Below are 19,120 nucleotides of genomic sequence, written 5' to 3'. Positions count from 1 at the left end.
TATTTGGATTGCTTTCAATTACATAAGCAAGGTAAAACAAGAATCAAATGTTGCATTGTACTGTCGTTACCATTCCTTGTACTACAGTTACATGAATGGATCATACAGGGTCAATAAAGGGGTTGTATTGGTTATTTTCTAGATTCAGAAGGAGGTTTTCCAAATTCTTCTACATACACTCGGGTGAAATAAGCGGGGTCTTTAAATCCTGTTTGATAGGCAATCTCGGCAATAGAATATTCTTTGTTATTTAACAAATCACGTGCATGTTGTAATCTAATTTTACGAATAAATTTAGTAGGTGGCATACCCGTAAGGTTCTTAATTTTTCTAAATAAATGAACTCTACTCATATGTAGTTTTTCTGCTAATAGAGGTACGCTAAACTCATCATCATCCATATGATCTTTTACAATATCAATAACCGACTGTATAAAGCCATCTATAACTTGATTTTCAGAGATAGTACCGACATCTTCTTGATTGTATTTTTCTCTAAGTTTTGTTCTAGTCTGAATTAGGTGGTTTACTCGAATCAACAGTTCCTCTCTATCAAAGGGTTTTGCTAAATATGCATCAGCTCCAATTTTTAAGCCTTCGATCTGACTATGTTGATTTGCCTTAGCAGTTAAGAAAATAAGAGGAATATGATCTGTAGCAATATGACTTCTAATCATTGTACCTAATTTTATTCCGTCCCATTTGGGCATCATAACATCAGAAATTACAAGGTCCGGTACGTATTTCTGACATAAATCCCACGCTTCTTGTCCATTATTGGCCAATACTACCTTATAACTTGACGCTAAACAAAATTGAATATATTCTTGTACTTCTTTATGATCTTCAGCTACTAAAACTATTGATAAAGAAGATTCTTCTGAAACAATACTATTTTCTAACTCTTTAGTTTCTATTATACTTTTTACTGGCGCACTAATAGTAAAAGTAGTTCCTACTCCTTCTTTACTTTTTACTTCAATACTTCCATCCATTAACTCTACCAGTTCTTTAGTCAATGTTAAGCCTAGTCCTACGCCATTTTGATTTTCGGTTTGTGACCTGGTAAAAGGATCATATAGAATTTTCTGGAAAGTAGAAGAAATTCCAATACCAGAATCCTCTACGATAACCTTTACAATAGAATTTTCTTTATGCGCTACATATTGCATTTGTAAAGAAACTTTTCCTCCAACTGTATTGTACTTTATAGCATTTGAAACTAAATTAGTCGTAATTTTTCTCCATTTGTCCTCATCATAATATATTGGTAATTCTTCTAGAGAACTGGAAAAAGCAAGTGTGATTTCTTTTTGTTTAGCAAGTGACTTGAAAGAATAAAGGAGATACTTCTGAAAAGACACAAAATCACTAATCTGTTCATTGACTTCCAATTGATCTTCTTGCATTTGTGCAATTTCTAAAATTTGATGTACCTGATTTGATAAATGGTTGGCCTGATTTTGGATCTGATGTAAATGCTTATCCTCTTTGCTCATATCATCTTCCTTAACAGATCTATTTTTCATCTGATCTACAGCTCCTAAAATAACAGTAAGTGGAGTTCTAAACTCATGAGCGATCTGATTAAACCATCGTGTTTTAACTTCTGCTAAACTAAAAACATGTTCTTTTTCGGTTTCTGCTATTTTTCTTCTTAATTGGATTTTATAAAAAGAATAAATTAAAAACATTAGAAATAAGCTATATGCCAAATACGCTACATTGGTTTTATACCATGGAGGTAATACTATAACTGATATTGGTTCATGCAGTACTTCCCATTTATTTTCTGAACTAGATGCTCTAACGTGTAATTTGTATTTCCCTTTGGGTAAATATGACAATGTAATTAATCCTTTTTCCTGTATGGGCAGCCAATCATTATGAAACCCTTGTAACCAAAACTGATATCTCACATTTTCGGGTTCTTTAAAAGTTAAAGCTAGGAACTGAAAACTGACATTCTGATCTTCAGGACTTACCTTAATTACATCATTTAATTTATTAGGAAAATGTCTTGTAATACTCGTGTCTTTGCGATGCTTTACATAAGAGGACCAAATTAAATTAGGTTTATAGTTTGGGGTAACACTTACTTCTTCTGGATAAAAATAATTCACACCTCTTTCACTCCCCATCCAGATATATCCATCTTCTGCTCGATAAATAGAACTCAATAACATAGAATTATCGTACAATCCGTCCTCGACCGTATACGTGTTGAATTCATTATTTGCAGGATCAAATGAAGTAATACCGTGACTTATGGTACCGAACCATAATATCCCATTCTTATCATTAGTGATATTTAGTATTTTATCATCTGGCATCTGTTCATCTCTCATATATCGAGTAAACTTTTCTTCTTCGATATCCATACGATTTAAGCCACCATCAGTTCCTATCCATAATTTTCCATCATTTGTTTGGTGTAAAGACATAACCAAATTAGAACTAATACTATTAGGATCATTTTCATCATGTAAAAAACGTTTAAAATTATGGTCAGAAGATTTTGTTATCTGACTAGCATTAGAAAACTTAAGTAACCCTCCACTTATAGTAGCCAACCACATGGTATCGTCCTTATCCAAAAACATATCGACGATAGCTACATTGTTATTGGTTACTTTAAACCTAAAATAGCTTCCATCGGTTGTGTCATAAACCATCATATGATCCCATTGTGTAATCCATAAGCGCTTATTTGCATCTTCAATGATCCTCCAAGGGTTACTTGGCATGTTCTTAGGTTCAAAAAATTGCTCAACTATGCTCTCATTTTCAGCGTTTATTTTTAAAATTCCAACAGATTCATTTTTAAACAGTCCGTAAACAACACCGTTAGACGCACAAGCTAATGATGTCATTCTATAATCAGAAACTTTTTTTAATGGCGCTCTGTTACTTTTATCCCAATTATACAATCCATCAGGTAAGGTAACCCACATTTTACCCTGACACTCTACAATTTCTCTAGCGTTTCCAACTGCCCCCAGAATTGGATGTCTAAAAGATTTGTTCTCTATAAGTTGAAAAGCACCTGCATTGGTTCCTATCCAAAAGTCATTATCTCTATCCTGAAAAATACAAAGTAACCTTACACGTTTTGAAAAATCATATCCCAATAAGTCCTGTGCATCTAATACTATTTGTGTTTTAAAATCTGGAGAAAATTTCCATATTTTTTTCCCGGCAGCTAACCAAATCCAATCTCGATTATCCTGAAAAAGAAATGACTTATCGGATGGGTTACTTATGTATGAGCTATCAAAATCTAACTTCTCTTTTACCCATTGATCATTTCTTTTCTCTATACTATATAACTCATTGGCAATATATACTAATGTCTTATTATTAGATAATCTGAGAATATTTGAAATGCTTCTTCCTTTAAACAGGTTTAATTTTTTGGTAATAGTATCCTTTACCTCAAATAACCCTTCTTTACTAGCTATTAGTGACCTTCCGTCATTAAGAACTGAAATATTTGATGATCTTTCATTATAAACTCGTTTTAATGTTTGATTTTTAGGGCTATACTTATAAGCACCACTTGTAGAAGATATCCAAAGATTTTCTTTCCCGTATTTGGTCAAATTATTGACCATCAATATATCTTTTTCGTCGTCCAATTTCTCAAGGTTTTCGAATAGCCCACTATGTGGATCTAAGATATCGATTCCTCCTCCTAGAGTACCTATATATAGTTTACCGTCACTTAGCTGAAGAATTGATCTTACCCAATTACCTGTTAGGCTTTTGGGATTTTTTGATGTATATGTATATTTTTTATAAGATTGTCCATCGAAACGATTTAGACCGTATTGCGTAGCAAACCACATAAAACCATCTTCATCCTGAAATATATCAGAAACCCAATTATTAGATAACCCATTAAAAACATTATATGATTTGACATTATAGGTAGCCCCTACTTGTCCAGAGATATCGAAACAAGATAATAGAAAGCATGCGCCAAATACTATTAACTTATGAATGCACTTCATTGGTTATTATAAATCTTATGCAATTTAATAAGGAATACATTATTGATCCCTTACTGTAAAAGAACAACTTTTTTTACAATATCGTATTCTGCATTATTTAATCTCCAATTCTGATTCCTTATATTCTTTGGGTGACATACCTGTATGTTTTTTAAAAGCACTATAAAACGTAGATTTAGAATTAAAACCTGATTCTAAAGCTATATCTAATATTGTGTAATTTATAAATTTTGGATCCTTTAGTTTAGACTTAGCATCATCGATACGAAAACTATTTACATAATCCGAAAAATTAGATCCACTTAATTTATTTACCATCTGTGATAAATAATTACTACTTATCTTCAACATTTTAGAAATACTATCAAGTCCTAAATTCGAGTCTCTATAAATCTTAGCCTCTTTCATTAAAAAATGAAGTTCTTTAAAATACAAATTGTCATTGGTGATATTAGTAGTATTCTTTATATTAATCTGCGCAAGTTTTTTAGCTGTGAGTTTGGCAATAAGTTGGAATAACAGGATATGATGTTCATTAAAAAAACCTTCTTGAGAATTTTCAGAATCTAAAACTCCTATTACATTATCATTGATTATAATTGGAACTGCTAATTCAGATTTTCGACTAATATCATCGACTACGTAGCGCTCATCATAAGTAACGTTATATACACATTCGTATTCTCCGGATTGAGCAACTTGTCCTACAATTCCTTCTCCCATAGCAATTTCTATAGGGCTTAATATATTGCGTGCTCCCTGGTTTTTATTACCAAATGCAGCTTTCTGAACAAGAACATTTTTTGAATTATCTACAATATATATAATACAATCTTCTAATTGTAAATAGGCTATACAATTCTCTACAATATCCCACAAAACATCCCCAAGCTTGCTTTTATCAAATAAAGAGGTTGAAAAATAGCTCAATATTCCTGTAATCTGAGATGGTTTGTCATAATGGATCAACTCCAACTCTTCTTCAGAAAACATATGATTCAATCCTGACATTCTGAAATTCTGTATAGCTTTCTGAACAGCTTCTTCCTCAGATTCTCTCTTTTCTGAAACTTCATTAAGATGTCTAGACCCTAAGTATAAAAATGTAAAATAAAACACCAGATATAAAATCCAATATGGATAGTATGGAAAGTGACCGCTTATGTCTTCTCTTATAAAAAACAGAACAATTGTCAATAACCAAATTATATTGAAGGTAATAAATACGGCAACAATGGTTTTAATCCATTGTGTTTTTTTCTTTACTTGAGTAAAAGATAATCGACCAAGGGTTTTTTCATAGTTATGAATAATCAAAAGGTTCCAAATACTAAGAATAATATTAAATGTTAATGCTGAATTTTCATCTATTTCTGTATGTATTATGGTGAAAATTTCTTTTGAAACCCATTCATAATCTAAAAAAACATTAATCTTAAGTATCGTATATAAAACAAAAAAACAAATAAAAGGAAGAAACAAATAATTTCGATTCCTTTTATATATTTCTTCTTTTTTTAGATAATAACAGATAAATGCGGTAAAATATACTGGTGACAAGTATTGAAATGGTATAAAGAAAACAAGTATCCAAGGATACTCCTTATGAATCCCAAAATCCATTAGTAGTACCTGTATAATTACAAGGCTTGTCGTAATTAAGAATCCATAAAAAAACCTATATGTTATATTCTTTTTCCAATACGCAAAGAGCTTCCGTAATGCTATAACAACGAGTGTTAGGCATCCCAAAAAGATTACCGTATTATACAGGTTTACTTTCATTACGTTGGTTAATAAACTTTAATATAAAGTAACGCAAAAAGATTGATTGTCTTTATATAATTGTGTAATAAATCCTAAACGTAATAAATCTAAGTTTATGTTTTATTTTACTTCAAAAAGAGCTTTTTCTGTTTGTTTTCCATTCGAGATAATGACTTCGTATTTTCCGACAGGAAGATAATATTTCCCATTTTTCTTTTGTGTAATATCTTCATCAGGAAATTCTTTTAACAATGCTTTTCTTCCTTTTTCAGAAATGGTAAGATCATAGGCTACATAGTTAAGCCCTTTATCAGAATCAGAAGAAAATTCCTGAAGTATTTTTTCACTTTCTGTAGTGATTTTAACTGTAATTGTTTTGGAATTTTTTGCATAATATTTAACTGTAGTAGAAGGCTCATAAGCTTCTAACCACTTGCTCCAGGAACTTCCCCAACGTGGTGACGCTTTTACCGTGCTCATTGGATATAAATACAATTCAGAATTCAAGATTTCCGAATTAAGATTTTGTAATGGTTCGATATTAGTCTTATAAATACTTCTTCCATGAGTTCCTAGTAAAAGATCATTAGCTTCTGGTTGTATAACTATATCATGAACAGCTACATTGGGTATTCCTTTAGAAAAAACCTGCCAAGTGTTTCCTTTATCCAAAGAAACATAAGCACCATTATCCGAACCGACATACAACACGTTTTCATTTTTAGGATCTTCTTTTATTACGTTAACTGCAGATGTAGGTAATTCTCTTCCTATATTTTTCCAAGTTTGACCATAATCATCACTCATATATACATACGCAGTAAAGTCATCCCATCGATATCCATTTAAGCTTACATAAACTCGCTCTTTTTTGTGTTTAGAGGCAACAACTCTAGACACCCATAAATCTTTTGGAAAACTATCAGAAATTTTATTCCAGTTTCCTCCTGCGTTTTTAGTAACATAAACCAAACCATCATCACTACCTGTATATATCAGCCCAAACTGAAATACAGATTCAGAAATTGAAGATAATGTCCCATAAGCTACATTTCCTTTTTTACCTCCATTGGTAAGATCATCAGAAATTGCTGTCCACTCATCTCCTTGATTCATCGATCTCATCAATTTATTTCCACCTAAATACAGAATATCCTGATTGTGTGGTGATAATAAAATAGGTGTTTGCCAATTAAATCGGTACGGTGATTCTCCTAATTCATGTTTTGGCTGAATATAGATTTGTTCATCAGTTGATCGATCTAATCTAAAATAATTTCCAAACTGAAATCCAGTATACACAATATTACTATCTCGATTATCAATCTGTACCTGCATACCATCACCTCCCATAATACTTTTCCAAGGATAATGACCACTTTGATGCCAAGAAGCATTTTCTTGTGCATTTACAGAACCAACCCAAACTCCGTTATCCTGCAATCCTCCATACACGTTATATGGTTTCTCGTGATCAATATTAATTGCATAAAACTGTCCCACACTTGGTTGATTTGCTTTGATCCAGTGTTCTCCATCATCATACGTAATATTAACACCACCATCGTTTCCGTTAATAAGATGGTTTGGGTTATTAGGATTTATCCAAAGTGAATGATGATCAGCGTGCACATTTTCTGCACTAATACTCTTATACGTTTTTCCTCCATCTTTTGATTTTAAAATCGGTACTCCTGAGATATAAATATGATCTTTATTAGCAGGATTAACCTGTATTTGTGCAAAATAATATCCATAACTATAAAAGATATCGTCTAGGTATTCTTTATGTGTTTTTTTCCAACTTTTACCTCCATCATCACTTCTGTATACTTCTGCTCCAATAACTGGGGTATCAAAAAGTGCCGCATTTGCATTTTCTAAATACTTCGCTAAATCAATTGGCTTCACAGAACCACTACGAACCATTTGCTTTACATTTTCTGCACGATATTTTTCTTGAAATCCATTTGTTTTTAAGTAACGATTCAGCTTTTTGTCTTCTAAATTTAAAAAAGCATCTACAGACATAGTCTTAAAATCATCCTTAGAGAGCCCAGAACTTTTTTCTGTCTTTTTACTTTCATCTCTTCTAAATTGGCTATCATGAACAGCATACACTATATTAGAATCATAAACCGCTAACCCAATTCTACCAACGCCATTTCCTGTTGGGAAACCACTTCCTTCTAATGAGATTTTGTTCCAGGTACTACCAGCATCTGTACTTTTATAAATTCCTGAACCTGATCCATTACCTTCAAAATTCCAAGCCTTACGATCCTTATCCCAAGCTGCAGCATACATAATATTGAAATTATCTGGTGCGTAAGCAACATCAATAATTCCTGTTTCACTATTAATAAACAATGTTTTTTTCCAGGTAGTCCCTCCGTCTGTAGTTTTATATATTCCTCTCTCTTCATTATTAGAATATAGATGACCCGTTACACCAATAACCACCTCATCAGAATTAGACGGATTTAGTATGATTCTTCCGATATGCTGAGAATCAATCAATCCAACATTTTTCCAGGTTTTTCCCTTGTCACTTGATTTCAGAATACCAATTCCTGCATAAGAAGACCTGGATGAATTATTTTCTCCAGTACCAACCCAAATAGTTCCATTTTTCCAATCTACAGCGATATCACCTACATTGATAGTTTCTGCGCTATCTAGAACAGGTTCGAAAGTTGTTCCATTATTTGTAGTATACCATAACCCTCCAGAGGCATAACCTACATAAAACTCTGTAGTGTTTTCAGGATTCACATCTACATCTACTACACGGCCACTCATGACTGATGGGCCAATATTTTCAAAAGGAACATTCTTTACTAGAGATGATTTTTCGAGTTGTCTTTTTTGTAATAATCCTTTCTGAATTTCATCAGCAGAAGTTGCTAAATCTTGAGAAAAAATTGAAATACTACTGAGTAATAGTAAAAAAGTAAAGCTATAAGTTTTCATTACGATGGAAATTTAGTTCGCTGAAAGTATAGAATGCTAAAATAGTGTCAAAATTTTTAGATATTGTTTAACAATACATCCTTTTGGCTTTAGTATTTTTGGAATTCTATAATACACATCTAATAATACGATAGAACACATGAAATATCATCAAATAGATAAAAATCTCTTTATAAAGAACAGAAAGAACTTTATAGCTAAGATGAAGCCTAATAGTATTGCAGTTTTTAATAGTAATGATATTTATCCTATTAGTGCCGATAGTACCATCCCTTTTGAGCAGCATAGAGATATTTTTTATCTAAGTGGTGTTGATCAGGAAGAAAGTATTTTGGTGCTTTTTCCAGATGCTCCCAATGAAAAGCATCGTGAAATCTTATTCCTAAAAGAAACGAGTGAATTAATTGCTATCTGGGAAGGTGAAAAGTTAACCAAAGAAAAAGCCTTTGAAACTTCTGGAATAAAAACAGTGTATTGGTTGCAAGATTTAGAGAAAGTATTCTTCGAGATTATGACACAGTGTGATACAGTATATGTGAATACTAACGAACACTATAGAGCAAATGTAGAAACTGAAACTAGAGAAGATCGTTTTACAAAATGGTGGAAAGCTAAATATCCTGCTCATTCTGTTGCCAAAAGTAATCCCATTCTACAGCGTTTGCGTTCTGTAAAAGATTCTATAGAAATTGATCTAATGCAAACCGCTTGTAACATCACTGAAAAAGGATTTAGAAGATTACTTGGTTTCGTAAAACCAGGAGTGTGGGAATATAATATTGAAGCAGAATTACTACACGAATTTATAAATCATAGATCTAAAGGTTTTGCATACACTCCTATTATCGCAAGTGGTAACAATGCCAATGTTTTACATTACATAGAAAATAACCAACAGTGTAAAGATGGAGAATTAATCCTAATGGATATAGCTGCTGAATATGCTAATTACTCAAGTGATTTAAGTCGTACAATTCCAGTGTCTGGTAAATTTACGGATCGTCAAAGAGCAGTTTATGATGCAGTTTTACGAGTAAAAAATGAAGCTACTAGCATGTTAGTTCCTGGAACAATCTGGGCTGATTATCATATGGAAGTGGGTAAAATTATGACTTCAGAATTATTGGGGCTCGGACTTATTGATAAAGCAGATGTGCAAAAAGAAGATCCGGATTGGCCTGCTTACAAAAAGTATTTTATGCACGGGACCTCTCACCATATTGGTTTAGATACGCACGATTACGGAATTTTAACGGAGCCTATGCAGGCTAATATGGTATTTACTGTAGAACCAGGAATTTACATTCCTGAAGAAGGTTTTGGAATTAGATTAGAAGATGATGTTGTGATACAAGAAAAAGGAGAACCTTTTAATTTAATGGCAAACATTCCTATTAAAGCAGAAGAGATAGAGGAATTGATGAATCAATCATAAACTGAATTTTTATGATCGTTTTTTGAAATTTTAGAGAATATTTATAATGGTTTTATCGTTGCATATCAAAACCTTAAAGAATAAGAATGCAACGAATGAAAATTACAGCTGGTCATCAACAGGCAATGCCTTATATGGTTGTTGAAAATGCAGAAGAATTTATCGATTTTATTCGAAAAATATTTAATGCGCAAGAGATGATTCGTAAGGTAGATCCTGCATATAAAATTGAGCATTCTGAAGTTATGATCGGAGATACTACTCTAATGATAACAGAAGCTTCTACGACATATCCAGCACAAAATACATCTATGTATGTTTATGTAAAAGATACCGATCAAACCTATTATAATGCTATAGATGCGGGCGCTAAATCCCTTATGCAACCTATGGAAGAAGATTACGGAGCTCGCGCAGCCGGTTTTAAAGATCCTTTTGGTAATACCTGGTGGATTGCTACCCTAAATTAATCACATCCCAGATCTACCCTAGATGTATAATCGTTATTTGGGAAACAGTTTCCAGAAATAATTGATTCTGGAACATATCTGTTTAGTTCCGGATCCCTTAAGCTATTCTCAATAAAAGAAGTCATATTATCTATTTCTTCTTCCGTAAGATTGATAGTTCCAAATTGGAATGCTAGATTTTCTGCAGGAACCTCAGCATTTTGAGGAGTTCCCTGATTTTTATAAGATATTACCGCTTTTACCGAAGTAAAAGTTCCTCCATGACCGTAGAAACCATTATCTACCAAATTATATAGCGTTGGAGTTTTAAACTTAAAATTATCCGCCGAATTATTAGTAAAGCCACCTCTTCCTCTTTTAACGTTATCAATATTTACATCATATAAAAGCAATGCATCATTTACATTGTCAAAATCACCCATACCAAAAGAATAAAAACCTTTATCATTTAATGCTGGACCTGTATGACATTCATAACATTTTCCTTTTCCAAAAAATGCAATCGCTCCTTTTTTCTCTATATCAGTTAATGCATCATTATTACCTTTTAACCAATCTTGCCAAGGTGATTTATTTGCCAATAAAATTCTTTCATAAGCCGCAATCGCCAAAGCTGCGTTACGCTTTGTATACCTTTCACTCCCTACTACATCAGGAAATGCAGCATCAAAAAGTTCTTTATATCCAAAAGTATTCACAAACTCATCATCTATTTGTAACCTATGTACTTTTTGTCCTTTTATTGCCTGAACTTCTACACCTTGAAATCCTAAAAAATTTTCTTGGATCTCCGTCCAACTAGCTTCTGTTCCTGCATTTGTACCCGTTCCTCCGAACTGTCCATTCCAAAGCATAACATCTTGATAAGCTACATTTAATAATGTTGGAGATTTGATTGGTTGTACATCTATAGAATCTCTAGGAACTGTAGTATCTGCCACTCTTTCCTCTCCTCTTATCCCAAAACCTATCCCACATTCTCCAATGCCTTGTCTTATTCCAGCAGCAAAACCAGCTGCTGCTTGATGACACGAAGCACAAGAATAGGATGCCTTCATCTCTGTCATTTTTGGGTTTCCTCCGGTACTCGTTTCATGTAGTAATAATTTACCTAAAGTAACTTTTTCTGCAGTAATTGGATTTAACGGGTCTTGTGGAATATTTGCATAGTCATCACTTTCTGGTAGTATAAAGAAAGTTGCTCCTTCTCCACTGGATATTTCATTCAATGTGTTTAATAACTTTGCATCCAAATTAGACATGATTGGAATATAATCATCCTTCGTACATGAAGATATAACCATTGCCATTACTGCAATGACTGTTAGCTTTTTCATTGTTTTAGTTTTCCCTATATTGATAAAATCCTCCCTTTTCTAACCTTCTTAAGAAAATGTTAAAGTGCAAATTTAATAAAAAGGATAATATCGTATGCTATTTACTTTTAAAAATGCTACACACTTATTTTGAAGATTTTTCTTTAATAAAAATGTTACTAATAATAAGGCAAATTAAAGCGGGCAATAACCAAGCTAAACTATAATTACCAAGTGGAATGAACTCCAGAATAGGTTGTACCTGATTTTTTAATCCGATAGAAGCTAAAAAATCTGGCAAGCTAAATACAATAGTTATGATAACAACAGTTCTGAATACTGCTGAAGAAGTAAATTTATCTGGTAATACATTTAACAAGATCAAAACAATAGTAATCGGATAAATAAACATGAGTGCAGGAACCGCAACCACGATTATATCATGTACATCCAATTGCCCCATTACAACACCAAGAATACACCCAATAACAGCCGTTATAATATATGCCTGTTGAGATTCTTTAAATATTCCTTTAATAAAATCCGAAGTTCCAGTCACTATTCCCACTGCTGTTGTAAAGCATGCAAGAGATACCAGAACACTTAAAAAAGTACTTCCGATGTTTCCTAGGGTTTTTAAACTTAGGCCAGACAATAATTCTGTCCTACTAATCTCCTTTTCGAAAGTTCCATTAAATAAAGCTCCGTTATATATTAGTCCTGCATATACTATAAAAAGACCAATACCTGCAATAATTCCCGAATTACGAATTAGTGTTCTATTTTCTTGAAAACTTTTTCTTCCTTTCATCCGAAGTGAAATAATAATCACTCCGCCAACTACAACGGCTCCAATAGCATCAAATGTTTGATACCCTTCTAAGAGACCATCTATAACAGGTGTTTGAAAAACTGAACTATTCATTGGAGGATGAGTAGAAAAAATTCCAATGAAAATTATACTAAGGATTACAACAAAAATAATAGGTGTCAGGAACTTTCCGAGGATATTTAAAATTTTTGATCTGTTTAATACAAAAAACAATACAAAACCAAAATAGATACTACTCGTTAATAAAGAACTTGTTCCAAAAAAAGGCTCTATAGCCATCTCGTGAGTCACAGATGCCGTTCTTGGGGATGGTAATGTAATAGAAATCGCATACACTATAAAACAATAAATAAGGCTAAAAGTAGGTGATACTTTCTTTCCAAAATCTAACATAGTCCCTTGCAATCTTGCGTGAGCAAAAATACCAAGTAATGGAAGTATTACTGCAGAAATAACAAAGCCAATAACAACCAAATACCACATATCACCAGCTTTGAAGCCAAGGTTAGGAGGTAGAATTAAATTTCCTGCTCCAAAAAACATAGAGAACAATGCAAATCCTGTGATAAAAGTTTCTTTATTAAATCGCATTTGGTTAGGTTTATATCGCTTAAACGAATATTGATAATTTGATAAAAAAGTTGAAATATAAAATTTCAAAATGACATTAGCATATAAAGGGATTGAAATTAATTATAACACCTTCGGAAAAGGTACTCCACTAGTTTTTTTACACGGTTTTTTAGAAAACTCAACGATGTGGAATGATATAATCCCTCATTTTTCTGATACCCATAACTGCATTACAATTGACCTTTTAGGCCACGGAAAAACGGATTGTCTAGGTTACATTCATAGAATGGAAGATATGGCAGAAGCTATTAGAGCCGTTTTGAATAGTATCAAAATTAATAATCCTATATTCATAGGGCATTCAATGGGTGGGTATGTTTCACTGGCCTATATAGATTTATTTCCCAAACTAGTTTCGGGACTTGTATTACTTAACTCTACTTCTTTTCCTGATAGCGAAGAAAGAAAGACAAATAGAGGCAGAGCAATTAATATTGTAAAGAAAAACCCAAAAGCTTATACCGGTATGGCGATTGCCAATCTTTTTGCTGAGGAAAACAGAGACAAATTCGGAAATCAGGTTGAACTCATAAAAAATGAAGCTTCAAAAATACCGTTACAAGGAATCATTTCTGCCTTAGAAGGAATGAAAATTAGAAAAGATCATACTACAACTTTATTAAAGTTTAAAAAATCAAAGATAATTTTTGTAGGACAAAAAGACCCTGTATTATCATACCAGCAAAGTATCAAAGAATCAAAACAATGTAAAACGGATTTAGTTTCACTTAGTGGGGGGCACATGTCCTATATCGAAAACCGAGAAGAACTTTTAAAAAATCTTCATCAATTTCTTCAACATTTTTGATATATATTCCCCTGTTTACAGCCAATGTTTCTTCTTTACAAAAAGACCAGACTTACACGTTAATTATCCGATGAAATACATTTTTACAAGCCAAAAACACTATAAAATACACTTTTTGATCAAAATTTGGAGTGTTTTCATTTTTTTTTCTTACAAAATGTTGTTAATAACTAAAAAAAGGTTATTATTGTATTGATAATGAACTTTTAACCCCCACAAAGATGAAGAAATCAATACCCAATTCGTCATTCTCCATTGCAAAAATTTATTGCGCTTTATTTGGACATGATTACGTAACTTCCAAGCAAGTTACACATCATATAAAAGAATATACTTGTTCTCATTGTCGCGAACAAGCAACTACTAATAGTAGAGGTCGATTAGAAGCAATGACTCCAAAACTTAAGGAAATTAATGATGCACTAGCCTCTGTTCATGCAAAGAAAATTGCAAGAAATAAAGGTAATGTAAATCTGCAGGCCGCTTCTTAAATTATTCTTTAATAGGATTCCATCCCTGTGCTGTCAATTGAATTTTTTCATTAGCTCTAGTTACTAATCCTATTCCGCTTTTCTCATCTGTCATATGACCAATTACAGTAAGATTAGGGTTTGCTTTAATCTTAGGAAAATCTTCTTGTTTAATAGTAAATAATAATTCATAATCCTCTCCACCGCTAAGGGCTACGGTTGTGCTATTTAATTTAAACTCCTCACAAGTAGAAATAACTGCAGGATCCAACGGAATCTTTTCTTCATATAGATTTACTCCTACTTTAGATTTTTTACATAAATGTATCACCTCAGACGATAAACCATCACTTATATCGATCATACTTGTTGGTTTTACCTCTAAAGCTCTAAGAAGTTCTGATATATCTTTTCGAGCCTCAGGTTTTAATTGTCGTTCTATTAAATACGAATACTGATCTAGATCCGGTTGAGAATTAGGGTTTGCTTTATACACTTGTTTTTCCCTTTCCAGTATCTGAAGGCCTAGATATGCTGCTCCTAAATCACCTGTTACAACCAATAAATCATTTTCTCCAGCACCATCACGATATACTAAATTTTCTTCATCTGCATGACCCACAGCTGTAATGCTTATCATTAATCCTGTGGTAGAAGAGGTTGTATCACCTCCTACTACATCTATATTATATATTTTTGCTGCTGCTTGAATCCCGGCATATAATTCTTCTAATGCTTCTAGAGGAAATCTGTTAGATACCGCAATAGATACTGTAATTTGTGTCGCAGTCGCATTCATCGCATACACATCAGAAAGATTTACCATTACTGCTTTATAACCTAAATGCTTTAGCGGAACATAAGATAAATCAAAATGTACTCCTTCAATCAACAAATCTGTGGTTAACACACATTTTTTGTTTTTAAAATCCAACACTGCGGCGTCATCTCCAATCCCCAAAATGGTAGATTCCTGTTTAATTTCAAAATTTTTGGTTAAATGATCTATCAAACCAAATTCTCCTAATTCTGACAATGATGTCCTTGATGTATTTTTATCTTCAATCATAATTGCAAAGGTAGGGAACAAGGTGATTTCATTATATAAAAAATCTCTAAAAATCTGGGATTGATTTGTTTGTTCTAGATACATTCCGATTCATAATTTTTAGCTGTAGAACTTGTATAGATAAACTTATCGATACATATGGAGTTTCTAAAATCAGCTCTAAATCAGAATTTACATATGTTGCTACGTTTAAAACAACTAAAAATCAATAATACTACATTATCTTTCTAAAAAACTTTGTTTTATTTTATTTAACTTTTGTTGTTTAACTTCTTAAATATCAATAGTTATAAATTTTCGCTATCTTTTTGGTCAAAATTTTTCAAAAACCTAAGGCTTATATTCTTCTTAAATAAATATCAAATACAATTTTGAGTAGCTCGTATTGTATGATTTTGTAGGGTATTTTGTTAATAAGCGGTTATATATACAAGTCCCGGATTAATATTTAATTCTAGTAAATGAAAAAGTATCTTAGTATAGTAATTTGTTTTTTTACATTAATATCAGTTATAAACTGCAGTAATGATGATGATCAAACTACTGGAACCGAAGAGGATCAGAATACAAACTGCACAAACCGAATATCTGGTGGGATTTATCCAAGTTGTGGTGTTGATTTTGTCTCTTCGATATCCTTAGGAACAATGAATGCTTCAGCCGGAAATGACAGCTGGGGATGGACAGATCCAAGTAACGGGAAAGAATATGTTATTATGTGCCTTGATAATGGCACAGCTTTTATTGATATTTCCAATCCTGAAACTCCTGTATATTTAGGAAAACTTCCTACTGCTACTCAAAATAGCTCTTGGCGTGATGCCAAAGTATATCAAAATTATGCTTTTATAGTAAGTGAAGCACCTGATCACGGAATGCAGGTTTTTGACTTAACTCGATTAAGAAATGTTAGTAATGCGCCTGAAGTATTCTCTGCAGATACGCGATATACAGGTTTTGGTAATGCGCACAATATTGTAATTAACGAAAATAATGGTTTTGCATACGCAGTAGGGACATCTACTTTTGGTGGAGGTCCGCATTTTGTAAATATTCAGGATCCAACGAATCCAATAGCTTCCGGAGGTTTCGTTTCTGACGGTGGAGATTCTTATAGTCATGATGCACAAGTGGTAACTTATAATGGACCAGACACCGACTATACTGGAAAAGAAATTTTAATAGGGAGTAATCAAATAGAAATTGTAATTGCCGATATCACTGACAAAAATGATCCTAAAACCATCTCTACTATTAATTATACTAATATTGGATACACTCATCAAGGCTGGTTTACTGAAGATCAACGGTTTTTCTTATTAGGTGATGAATTAGATGAACAAAGAGTAGGCTTCAATACAAGAACAATTGTGTTTGATTTAGAAGATCTTGACAATCCAAAATTTCATATGAATTATACTGGTACTTCACCATCTATTGATCATAATGGTTATGTAAAGGGAGATAAATTTTATTTAGCCAATTATACAGCTGGCCTGAGAATTATTGATATTTCGGATATAAGTTCCAATTCTATGAACGAGATCGGTTTTTTTGACACCTTTCCTTCAAGTAATAGTACAAGTTTTAGTGGTGCTTGGAATGTTTATCCTTATTTTGAAAGCGGAAATATTGTAATCAGTGATATAAATTCAGGATTTATATTAGTGAAAGAAACCACTCCTTGATAAACTATACAATTATTACATAAATCAACATTAACTAAACTCTTAAAAAACTCAACCAATGAAAAAAATAATCCTACTTAGTTTAATTTTTTCGTCATTTATTTTGCAATCCCAAACATTGTGTGATAATGGAATGGCGAGTTCATTTCCTTGTAATGACTACGATCTTTTGTCTCAGATTTCTTTAGCAACTATGAACGCTGGATCCGCTAATGACAGTTGGGGTTGGACCGACCCTACTAATGGAACGGAATATGCTATTATTGCTTTGAATAATGGAACTGCTTTTATTGATGTTTCTAATTCTATTAATCCTATATACTTAGGAAAAGTACCAACAGCTACATCTAGTAGTTCTTGGAGAGACGTAAAAGTATATCAAAACCATGCATTTATAGTAAGTGAAGCATCTAATCATGGAATGCAGGTGTTTGATTTAACCCGATTACGAAATGTAACAACTGCTCCAGAAACATTTACAGCAGATACACGATATACTGGTTTTGGTAGTGCCCATAATATCGTTATTAATGAGGATTCTGGATTTGCATATGCTGTCGGTACAAGTAGATCTGGAACATATCAGGGAGGACCGTTATTCATTGATATTCGCGATCCTAAAAACCCGATTGATGCAGGTGGTTTTCTCTCTACAGGAGGAGAGGCTTATAGTCATGACGCACAAGCTATAATCTATAATGGCCCCGACACTGATTATACGGGTCGTGAAATTTTAATAGGAAGTAATGAAATTGAAATAGTGATTGCCGATATTACAGATAAAGCAAACCCAGTGACAATAGCTACTATTAGTTATTCTGATGTGGCGTATACACATCAAGGTTGGTTTACTGAAGATCAACGGTATTTTTTACTAGGTGATGAAGGTGATGAAAGTGCGGTTGGATTTAATACTCGAACAATTATTTTTGATTTTAATGATCTTGACAATCCAATATTTCATATGAATTATACTGGTCCTACGGCTGCAATAGACCATAATGGATACGTAAAAGGAGATAAGTTCTATATGGCTAATTATAGAGCTGGGTTACGTGTTATTGACATTTCAGATATTGCAAATAAAAATATTTCTGAAATAGGATATTTCGACAGCTTTCCTTCAAGTAATAGTGCTGGTGGTGGTGGCGCCTGGAATGTATATCCATATTTTGATAGTGGAAATATTGTAATCAGTGATATTAATTCAGGTTTTTTGCTCGTTAGACAAAGTAATACCTTAAGTGTAACAGATTTCACAAACAAATCTGATTTTGCTATGTATCCAAACCCAACAAAATCCGGAATTACTATTGAGGGTATAAATACATCTGAAATAGGAAAAATAGAAATCTTTAATGTTTTGGGTAAAAAGATGCGGGAAATTACAAAATTTGATAGCTCAACAAGTATCAGTTTTACACTTAATTATAGCCCAGGGATTTATTTAGTCAGAATAAACGATTCAACTAAAAAATTAATTATTCAATAAAAATAAATTAGAAAACTATTAAATATTGAAAATAAGACGGTTAAACCAGCGAAATACTGCGGAAAGCTAGGAACGATTTTGGGATTTTTTAGATTAATTTTGTGTAATTCACTAGTTTTCAGGAACTAGTTTATACTAACTACTAAATTACACA

Annotated in this window: 12 protein-coding genes; 6 read left to right on the top strand and 6 right to left on the bottom strand. The window is 32.6% G+C overall.

Annotation, left to right across the window (positions count from 1 at the left end; all coding sequences use genetic code 11):
* Positions 1–131: 131 nt before the first annotated feature.
* The 3 genes from Q0921_RS17830 to Q0921_RS17820 form a co-directional block, all read right to left on the bottom strand.
* On the bottom strand, positions 132–4,013 hold the full coding sequence (locus Q0921_RS17830; protein WP_299259283.1) for a hybrid sensor histidine kinase/response regulator transcription factor: 3,882 nt from the start codon (positions 4,011–4,013) through the stop codon (positions 132–134).
* Between the two features lie 93 nt (positions 4,014–4,106).
* A complete protein-coding gene (locus Q0921_RS17825; protein ID WP_299259281.1) occupies positions 4,107–5,798 on the bottom strand; it encodes a helix-turn-helix domain-containing protein in 1,692 nt (563 codons plus the stop codon).
* Positions 5,799–5,900: 102 nt separating this feature from the next.
* Complete coding sequence (locus tag Q0921_RS17820; protein ID WP_299259279.1) at positions 5,901–8,753, bottom strand: glycosyl hydrolase; 2,853 nt, start codon at positions 8,751–8,753, stop codon at positions 5,901–5,903.
* Between the two features lie 139 nt (positions 8,754–8,892).
* Here Q0921_RS17820 and Q0921_RS17815 point away from each other — a divergent pair, with 139 nt between their 5' ends.
* Positions 8,893–10,188 (top strand): aminopeptidase P family protein, encoded by a 1,296-nt coding sequence (locus Q0921_RS17815; RefSeq protein WP_299259277.1) that lies wholly within the window; start codon positions 8,893–8,895, stop codon positions 10,186–10,188.
* Between the two features lie 86 nt (positions 10,189–10,274).
* On the top strand, positions 10,275–10,658 hold the full coding sequence (locus Q0921_RS17810) for a VOC family protein (protein WP_299259275.1): 384 nt from the start codon (positions 10,275–10,277) through the stop codon (positions 10,656–10,658).
* Here the strand turns inward: Q0921_RS17810 and Q0921_RS17805 are convergent.
* A complete protein-coding gene (locus tag Q0921_RS17805) occupies positions 10,655–11,995 on the bottom strand; it encodes a cytochrome c peroxidase (RefSeq protein WP_299259273.1) in 1,341 nt (446 codons plus the stop codon). The two genes, Q0921_RS17810 and Q0921_RS17805, sit on opposite strands and share 4 nt — an antisense overlap.
* A 124-nt stretch (positions 11,996–12,119) precedes the next feature.
* Entirely contained in the window at positions 12,120–13,397 is a 1,278-nt protein-coding gene (gene brnQ, locus Q0921_RS17800) for a branched-chain amino acid transport system II carrier protein (RefSeq protein ID WP_299259271.1), read from the bottom strand.
* A 70-nt stretch (positions 13,398–13,467) separates the two neighbouring features.
* Here brnQ and Q0921_RS17795 point away from each other — a divergent pair, with 70 nt between their 5' ends.
* Both Q0921_RS17795 and Q0921_RS17790 read left to right on the top strand, forming a co-directional pair.
* Entirely contained in the window at positions 13,468–14,247 is a 780-nt protein-coding gene (locus tag Q0921_RS17795) for an alpha/beta hydrolase (RefSeq protein ID WP_299259269.1), read from the top strand.
* A gap of 221 nt (positions 14,248–14,468) precedes the next feature.
* A complete protein-coding gene (locus Q0921_RS17790) occupies positions 14,469–14,738 on the top strand; it encodes a hypothetical protein (protein WP_299259267.1) in 270 nt (89 codons plus the stop codon).
* Position 14,739: 1 nt separating this feature from the next.
* On the opposite strand, the gene thiL is transcribed toward Q0921_RS17790, so the two are convergent.
* Complete coding sequence (gene thiL / locus Q0921_RS17785) at positions 14,740–15,786, bottom strand: thiamine-phosphate kinase (protein ID WP_299259874.1); 1,047 nt, start codon at positions 15,784–15,786, stop codon at positions 14,740–14,742.
* 461 nt (positions 15,787–16,247) lie between these two features.
* Between thiL and Q0921_RS17780 the strand changes: the two genes are divergently transcribed.
* Both Q0921_RS17780 and Q0921_RS17775 read left to right on the top strand, forming a co-directional pair.
* A complete protein-coding gene (locus tag Q0921_RS17780; protein WP_299259265.1) occupies positions 16,248–17,474 on the top strand; it encodes a choice-of-anchor B family protein in 1,227 nt (408 codons plus the stop codon).
* 58 nt (positions 17,475–17,532) lie between these two features.
* Positions 17,533–18,966: a choice-of-anchor B family protein gene (locus Q0921_RS17775; protein WP_299259263.1), complete on the top strand. Its 1,434-nt coding sequence runs from the start codon at positions 17,533–17,535 to the stop codon at positions 18,964–18,966.
* Positions 18,967–19,120: the final 154 nt, after the last annotated feature.

The organism is uncultured Aquimarina sp., assembly GCF_947496855.1.
Lineage (GTDB): Bacteria > Bacteroidota > Bacteroidia > Flavobacteriales > Flavobacteriaceae > Aquimarina.
The sequence above is the reverse complement of the archived record's forward strand: the minus strand, read 5'-3'. Positions and strand labels throughout refer to the sequence as shown.